This is a genomic window from Streptomyces sp. BR123, from assembly GCF_013401435.1.
In the GTDB taxonomy this organism is placed as follows: domain Bacteria; phylum Actinomycetota; class Actinomycetes; order Streptomycetales; family Streptomycetaceae; genus Streptomyces.
Window position 1 is genome coordinate 1 of sequence record NZ_JACBGN010000309.1, and the last position, 8,050, is coordinate 8,050.

4 protein-coding genes are annotated in these 8,050 nt (G+C 67.4%); 2 read left to right on the forward strand and 2 right to left on the reverse strand.

Annotated elements, in window-relative coordinates; genetic code table 11:
* Window positions 1-3,148: BREX system serine/threonine kinase PglW (pglW, locus tag HYE82_RS30775; protein WP_179177480.1), on the forward strand; the 3,148-nt coding region annotated here is incomplete at its 5' end.
* Window positions 3,145-6,753 carry a BREX-2 system adenine-specific DNA-methyltransferase PglX gene (pglX, locus tag HYE82_RS30780; protein WP_179177481.1) on the forward strand — a complete coding sequence of 1,203 codons (3,609 nt, stop codon included), beginning with the start codon at window positions 3,145-3,147 and terminating at the stop codon, window positions 6,751-6,753. The genes pglW and pglX, both read left to right, overlap by 4 nt.
* 68 nt (window positions 6,754-6,821) lie before the next feature.
* On the opposite strand, the gene HYE82_RS30785 is transcribed toward pglX, so the two are convergent.
* Window positions 6,822-7,031: a DUF397 domain-containing protein gene (locus HYE82_RS30785; protein ID WP_179177482.1), complete on the reverse strand. Its 210-nt coding sequence runs from the start codon at window positions 7,029-7,031 to the stop codon at window positions 6,822-6,824.
* Window positions 7,013-7,855: a helix-turn-helix transcriptional regulator gene (locus HYE82_RS30790; protein ID WP_179177483.1), complete on the reverse strand. Its 843-nt coding sequence runs from the start codon at window positions 7,853-7,855 to the stop codon at window positions 7,013-7,015. The genes HYE82_RS30785 and HYE82_RS30790 overlap by 19 nt, the downstream gene beginning before the upstream one ends.
* Between the last annotated feature and the right edge of the window lie 195 nt (window positions 7,856-8,050).

Genomic DNA, 8,050 nt, shown 5'->3' on the forward strand with positions numbered 1-8,050 from the left:
CCCGCCCCCGGAGGCCCCCGAGAAGGACCCGCTCGAAGCGGTCGCCGGTGACGTCCTCGGCGGGCGCTGGCAGGTCCGGCGCCGCCTGGGCACCGGCTCCACCAGCCGTGCCTTCCTCGTACGCGACCTGGAGGCCGAGGAGCGCAAGATGCGGCCCCTGGCCGTCCTCAAGGTGGCGCTCTCCGACAGCAGGGGCGAAATCCTCGCCCACGAGGCCGAGGTCATGGGGCGGCTGCGTGCCGACTCCCGCGTCATCCGGCTCGTCGAGCCCGAACCGCTGAAGATCGCCGACCGTACGGTCCTCGTCCTGGAGTACGTGGGCGACGAACGGGAGGAGACCGGCGAGGGCGAGGAATCCGGAACCCCCCGCACCCGCCGCCGCGAGGAGACCGTGGCCCGCCAGCTGCGCGAGAGCGGCCGGCTCCAGATCGACCAGCTGGAGGCGTACGGCGACTACCTCTTCGGAGCCGTCGACTTCCTGGAGGGCGAGAGCGTCTGGCACCGCGACATCAAGCCGGACAACATCGCCATCCGCATCCGCCCGAACCGCACCCGCGAGCTCGTCCTCATCGATTTCTCCCTGGCCGGATACCCGGCGAAGGACTACGAGGCCGGCACGGAGGGCTACCTCGACCCGTTCATCGGGACGCTGACCCGCACCGCCTACGACTCCCACGCCGAGCGGTACGCGGTCGCGGTCACCCTGCACCAGATGGCCTCGGGCGAACTCCCCAAGTGGGGCGACGGCTCGGTGCTGCCCCGGATGACGGACCCGAAGCAGCACCCGTACCCGACCATCGCGAAGGACGCCTTCGAGCCCGCCGTGCGCGACGGCCTGGTCTCCTTCTTCGAGAAGGCCCTGCACCGGGACGCCGCCCGGCGCTTCCCCGAGCTGAAGCCGATGCGGGACGCCTGGAAGAAGATCTTCCTGGACGCGTCGCAGACCGTCCCGTCCAGCCACCGCTCCCGCCACCCGGAGTCGGCGGAGCATCCTTCCGCCGTGACCGGCCAGGCCACCATCGCGGACGCCGAACCGCTCACCGCGGAGCAGCAACGTGAGCAGCTGGCGGCCGAGGTCACCCGCGACACCCACCTGTCGGCCGCCGGCCTCACCCCGGCCGCCGAGGCCTTCCTCTACGGCCTGGACGTCACCACGGTCGGCGAGCTCCTCGACTACAGCCGCCGCAAGCTGCTCAACGCCCCCGGGCTGGGCGCGAAGACCCGCAGCGAGGTCCAGCGCCGCCAGCGCGAATGGGGCGACCGCCTCCGCGAGTCGCCGGTCTCGCCGCTCACCCCACGGGGCCGGGCCGAGGCCAAGGAGGAACTGGCCCAGCTGTCCGGCACCGAGTCCGTGCTGCTCGGCGCCCTGGCCTCCGGTGAGAACGCCGGCGGCCTGTCCGGCTCCGCGCTGCGGGCCGTCAGCCTGGACACCCTGGCCACGATCTTCGTCCCGGAGCTCAACAACAACCGCTCGAACCACAACAAGGTCGAGACCGTACGCCTGCTCCTGCGCCTGCCCAACGCACAGGGCGACCTGCCGGACATCGGCGTCTGGCCCAAGCAGAAGGACGTCGCGGACGCCCTCGGCCTGTCGGCCGGCCGCATCCCGCAGCTCCTGAAGGAGGAGCGCAAGCGCTGGAAGAAGCACCCGGCGGTACAGGCACTGCGCGCCGAGATCATGGACCTCCTCTCCGGCCTGGGCCGGGTCGCCTCCGCCGCGGAGATCGCCGACGCCCTCGCCGTGCGCCGCGGCACGCAGCTCGCGGAGCGCGAGCAGCGGCGTGCGCTGGCGCTGGCCGCCGTGCGGGCGGTGGTGGAGGTGGAGCAGCTGGAGCCGGAGGAGGCCGAGTTCCAGCACCAGCCGAACCGGAAGGCGACGGAGGAGGCACTGGGCGCGGGCCTGCTGGCCCTGGACGTCCGCGAGGACGACGCCCCGGACACCCCGACGGCGCCGGGCCTGCTCGACTACGCCACCCGCCTGGGCAAGACGGCCGACCGGCTGGCCCGCCTCGAAACCCTCCCGACGGCGACGACGGTACTGAGCGAGCTCGGTTCCCTCACCCCTCCCCCGGGCTCGGTGGAGTGGGACGAACGCCGCCTGGTGGAGCTGGCCGCGGCCGCCTCCCTCAACGCGGCGGCGACGCCCCGCCTGGAGATCTACCCGCGCGACCTGTCCCTCGTACGGGCCCTCCGCCTCACCCAGGCCGGCCTGGTCCGCCTCATCCCGAACGTCCCGGAGGCCCGCCAGCCGGGCGTGACGAGCGAGGACGTCCACGAGCGCGTCCGGGCCCGCTTCCCCGAGCTGGTCCTGCCGGACTCCCGGGGCGGCCTCACCCACGAGCTCCCTACGGCCGGCCCGTTGACGAAGGCCCTCCGGGACGCCGGCTTCGACCTGACGCTGTCCACGCGCGAGGACACCAAGACCCTGCGCTACCTGCCGACCCGCATGGACAGCGCGTCCAGTTACCTGACGACGGGGGCCTGGCGTCAGGCCACGGATGTGGGCGCGGTGACCCGCTATGCGGACGACCCGGCGCTGGCGGCCGCCGTCCGTGCGAAGGAGCGCCTAGCCGCGTCGGCCCGTCGCGACGGCTACCGCGTCCTGACCGTGCACCACCACCGCCCGGAGGAAGCGACGCGGGCCCTGTCCGCGGCGCCCGTGGGCGCCCAGGCGGTCTCGGTGACGGCCCTCTTCCTGGAGGCGATGCACGCGCTGGCCCCGGAGGGCTCGAAGCCGACGTGGGAGACGCTGCTGAAGGCGGACGTGGCGGAGCCGGGCTCGCGCGGCGCGATGAAGTTCGCGGAGTACGCCCGGACGGCGTGGGGCACGGTGGAACCGCAGATCCGCACCCTGCTGGCCCCCGATGCCGGTACCGGCCCGGTCCTCCTGACGGAGGCGGCAGCCTTCGCCCGCTACGACGCGATGGGCGTCCTGGACCGCCTGGCGGAGGCAGCCCGCCAGGGCGGCCGCGGCCTGTGGCTCCTGGTCCCGCAGAGCGACCCGGCGAGGGAGCCGAAGCTGGGCCAGGTGGCGGTGGCGTACCAGGCGGGCCTGGGCGAGTGGATCGAACTTCCGGACTCGTGGGTCAAGGACGCGAGTACGAGCAAGGCAGCCGTGACGGACGGAACCGAGGGAGACGCCAAGTGATCGACCGCAAGGCCCTGTTGGAAGACCTCAAGAAGCAGGTCAAAGCGGTCGAGACGGACCTCGCCAAGCAGGTCAAAGCCGTCACGGAGGTAGGCACCCGCCTGCGCGCCGAATACGACCAGGCCCGCAAGCTGGGCCGCACGGCGGCGACGTGGAACTCCTGGCTGGACGAACGGATCACGCAGGTCGCTGTCGCCTGGGTCCTGGGCACGGTCTTCGTCCGCTTCTGCGAGGACAACGAACTCATCCCGGAGCCGTACCTCACGGCCCCGGACCCGGACCGCCGCGACCTGGCCCTGGCCCGGTACGAGGAATACGTGGCGAAGGACGCGGACCCTACCTTCCGCGGGTGGTTGGAGCGCGCATTCGAGGAGCTGGGCGCCGGCCAGGCAGGCCGCCTCCTCTTTGACCGCAAGCACAACCCACTTTTCCAGATCCCCCTCTCTCACGACGGGGCCCGGGATCTGATCGCGTTCTGGCGCGAGCGGGATGAGGCGGGCGTCCTGGTCCACGACTTCACGGACAAGCTGAACGAGGACGGCACTGAGGGCTGGGACACTCGCTTCCTGGGCGACCTGTACCAGGACTTGAGCGAGGCAGCTCGGACAACATACGCACTGCTCCAAACCCCTGAGTTCGTGGAAGAGTTCATCCTCGACCGAACCATGGACCCGGCGGTTCGGGAGTTCGGCTACGAAAACTTGAAGATGATCGACCCGACGTGCGGGTCAGGACACTTCGTACTCGGGGCTTTCCGGCGTTTGGTTCGACTGTGGGGCGAAGGCCAACCCGGCCGGGATCTGCATGAGCGGGTGCGGGCCGCACTAGATTCGGTGCACGGGGTTGACCTAAACCCATTCGCAGTGGCTATTGCCCGATTCCGGTTGCTGGTTGCAGCAATGGCGGCCGGTGGCGTTCGAACTATGGCAGACACCGCGAGATTCGAATGGCCTATACACCTGGCAGTGGGCGACTCCCTCATCAAGCATCGGAACCGCCAGGGCAACTTGTTCGAGAACTTGAACTCCTCAGATTCGGACGAGCTAGCCGAGTTCAAGTACATCACGGAGGACCTGGACGAATATCCGGGCATCCTGCGCCAAGGACGCTACCACGTGGTGGTGGGGAATCCGCCGTACATCACAGTGAAGGACAAGAAGCTCAACGACTTGTATCGGAAGCTGTACGATGCTTGTGCAGGAACGTACGCATTGTCAGTTCCATTTGCGCAGAGATTCTTCGAGCTGGCCCAGGCAGGGGATGCAGAGAGTGGGCACGGCTATGGCATGGTCGGCCAGATCACCGCCAATTCCTTCATGAAGCGGGAGTTCGGCACGCGACTCATCGAGACGTATTTCGGTCACGAGGTGGAGCTTACAGAGGTCATCGACAGCTCCGGGGCCTACATCCCCGGACATGGGACTCCGACCGTCATTTTGGTTGGTAAGCGCCGTGGCGGGAAAAACCGTTCAGGAACCATCCGAACCGTGCGCAGCGTTCAGGGCGAGCCTGCCACACCTGAGGATGCCGCGAATGGCCTGGTCTGGAAATCGATCATGGATCAGATCGACAAGCCAGGATCGGTTAGCGAATGGGTATCTGTGGATGACCTGGAGCGCGGGAGATATTTCGCCAGGCAACCATGGATTCTCGCCGCTGGCGGTCTCGAAATGGTTGAACAGCTCGGCAAGGCCAGCACACAACCAATGAAGCGCGCCATTGAGCCTCCTATCGGACGCGCCATCCGCGCAGGTGCCGATGAGGCCTACATCAGACCGTTGCGCAGCACGTTTAGAACCATTGCTAACCGCAAGGGTCTTCGCCCTCTCGTCAATGGCGAGATTGTACGTGACTGGGGAGCCGAGCCAGAGGAAGCAATCTGGTTTCCATACGCTAATGAACTTGCGTCGGACGGCCTGAGCATCGAGCTCTGGCCGCTGCGTCGACTGCTTGAAGTCAGGCGTACCTTCCAGGGAGACATTGCTGATGCAGGTCTTCGATGGTGGGACTATATGCAGTACACCTCGTCTGCTTACAAGACGCCAATCTCAATCACCTTCGCCGAGGTGGCCACACACAACCATTTTGCCCTGGATCGAGGCGGAAGGGTCTTCAAACAAACCTCTCCCGTCATCAAGCTCGACCAGGGAGCAGGCGAGAAAGAATATCTGAGGCTGCTGGGCCTACTCAATAGCTCCACCGCTTGCTTCTGGCTCAAGATGGCCTGCCAAGATAAGCCAAGCAATGGTGTGGGCCGGGGCTTGGAGTCCGAGAAATGGACGGTGCGGTATCAGTTCAACGGATCCAACGTCGAGCGATTCCCGCTTCCCGACGCTTACCCCACCGCGCTCGCGGCCGCCTTGGATCTACTTGCTCAGCAGCTCTCTGGAGTAAATCCGAACAACCTGGCAAATCAGGGGACACCTGGCTCGGAATCGCTCCGCAAGGCCCGCGATACCTGGCGCGCAACTCGCGGCAAGATGATCGCTCTCCAGGAGGAGCTGGACTGGCAGGTTTACTCCCTCTACGCCCTTCATCCCGATGATCTGCGCGCATCCGAGGACCCTGACGACCTCTGCATCCCCGAGGTTGCCCTTGGTGAGCGCGCCTTCGAAATCGCACTCGCGCGCCGAGTTGCACAGGGAGGCGCAGAGACAGACTGGTTCCGTCGACACGGGTCAACGCCCACCACCGAGATCCCCGCGCACTGGCCCGCGCCCTACCGTGCAGTCGTCAAGAAGCGCATCGATGCCATCGAGTCGTCCCGCGCCATCGGCACGATCGAGAGTCCCGAGTTCAAACGACGTTGGTTGTCTGAAACTTGGGATGCACTTCAGGAGCAAGCGCTCCGTTCCTGGCTGCTCGACCGGATCGAGAATCGGGACCACTGGTTCGACGAGAACGGGATGCCCGCCCTCGTCAGCCTCTCCCGGCTCACCGATGCTCTTTCGCGCGACGAAGACTTCGTCTCCGTCGCCAAGATCTACGCGGCCCGCAAGGAACTGCCCGCCGTCGTCGCCGAGCTGATGACCGATGAGCACGTGCCGTTCCTGCCCGCCCTGCGGTACAAGCCCTCTGGGCTGAAGAAGCGCGCGGACTGGGAGCACGTCTGGGATCTTCAGCGGCAGGAGGACGCCGCCCCGGATGAGCCGGCCAAGCGGAAGATCCGGGACACGATCCCCGTACCGCCGAAGTACACCTCGGCGGACTTCCTGCGGCCCTCGTACTGGAAGGCGCGCGGCAAGCTCGACGTGCCCAAGGAGCGGTTCATCTCGTACGGGCAGACCAACACCCCCACGCCCGACCTCTACGGCTGGGCCGGCTGGGACCACCGGGAGCAGGCGTACGCGCTCGACGCGTACATCGCCTCCCACGAGGCGCTGACCTCCGAGGAGCTGACACCGTTCCTCGCCGGGCTGCTGGAGCTCCAGCCCTGGCTTGACCAGTGGCACAACGAGTTCGACGCGAGCTTCGGAGCCTCACCGGCCGCATTCTTCCGGGGCGACCGGCAGATGGTGCAGGGCGAGCACGGTCTGACTGACGACGACCTCCGCGCCTGGCGCCCCGCCGCCGCGACCCGAGGACGCCGCACCACCAAGAAGTAGAGCCACCGACAACGCCGACGGCCTCCGACAAGCATTGGTTCTCGGAGGCCGTCGGCGTTGGTCATTCCTCAGCAGGGCAGTTGATGATTCTTGACGGCGGTGACGAATGCAGACCAGCCGCCCACTTGGAACACGAGCACTGGCCCGTGCGGGTCCTTGCTGTCCCGCACGGGAACCACGCTGCCGAAGTCGTCGCAGACCTCAACGCACGCACCGCCGCCCGAGTTGCTTCGGGTGCTCTTACGCCAACCAGCGGCGCTCAGGTCGATGGTGTGCACGGCGCTGCCTCCAACATGCCCAGAATGAACTTTCGCGACTCCGCTGGGGAAAGGGCCAAGTCGCGAACCCCGTCGTAGGCGCGTTGCAGCCGCTCCACAGTCCCGTTCTCCTCAATCAGGTCACCCCGATAGGCGTTCTCCGTGTACGCCACTGTGCGTCCGTCAGGCTGCCGCAGAAACGACAGATCCGTGCTGTCGAGCCCATGCAACCCGGCGCTGAACGGCAGCACATGCACCACCACATTGGGCCGCATCGTCAACTCGGCAATGTGCTCCAGTTGCTCCCGCCACGCCTGCCCATCCCGCATCGCCGTCCGCAACGAGGCCTCCGAGAGGATCGTCCGGAAGGGGAGGGCACCCACCCCTTCCAACAGATCCTGCCGCCCCAGCCGCGCCTCCACCTGCTGCGTCAGCGCGTCGCCTGTATATCCGCCCGCAGCCAGCAACTCGCTCGCGTAATTGGGCGTCTGGAAGAACCCCGGCAGCACGCTCACGGCGAAGTGCCACATGCTGACCGCCTCGGCCTCCAACCCCATGTATCGCCGGTACTGCTCTTGGAATTGGGTCTTGTCCCCCAGCGCCACTTCCCACAGGGCCAGCAGGAGCCCCGGCGTCCCGTAGTGCTGGTCCAAAGCCTGGACGACCTCCGGCCCCCCCAGGGTTTCGCCCTTCTCCATCTTCCCGAAGAGCGACCAGTCCCACCCCAGCCGCTCACCCAGCTGCCGCAGGCTCGCCCCGCTCCCCGCCCTCAGCTGCCGCAGCTCCTCCGCGAACCGTTGCCGCGGCTCCTGGCTGCGGCCCGTGACCACCCTGCGTGGCGGCATCACGGCTCCCCTCCCTGGTCTCCGTGGAAGGTGTGGAACTACCGCCGCGGGTTGGGGAACCAGACCCCGTCCACGGTGTCGCCAGCCTCCTGCGGGATCCATGCTCGTAGTGCCCGGGCTACGCACCGTAATCCACCCCACGCGCCCCGGTCCGGGAAAACAGGTCACCGCCAGCCGAAGGAGTCCGTCATGCCC

What these genes read in the sequence shown, in the direction of transcription:
- HYE82_RS30790 (WP_179177483.1), bottom strand. Translation starts at nt 7,855, where the DNA reads ATGCCGCCACGCAGGGTGGTCACGGGCCGCAGCCAGGAGCCGCGGCAA.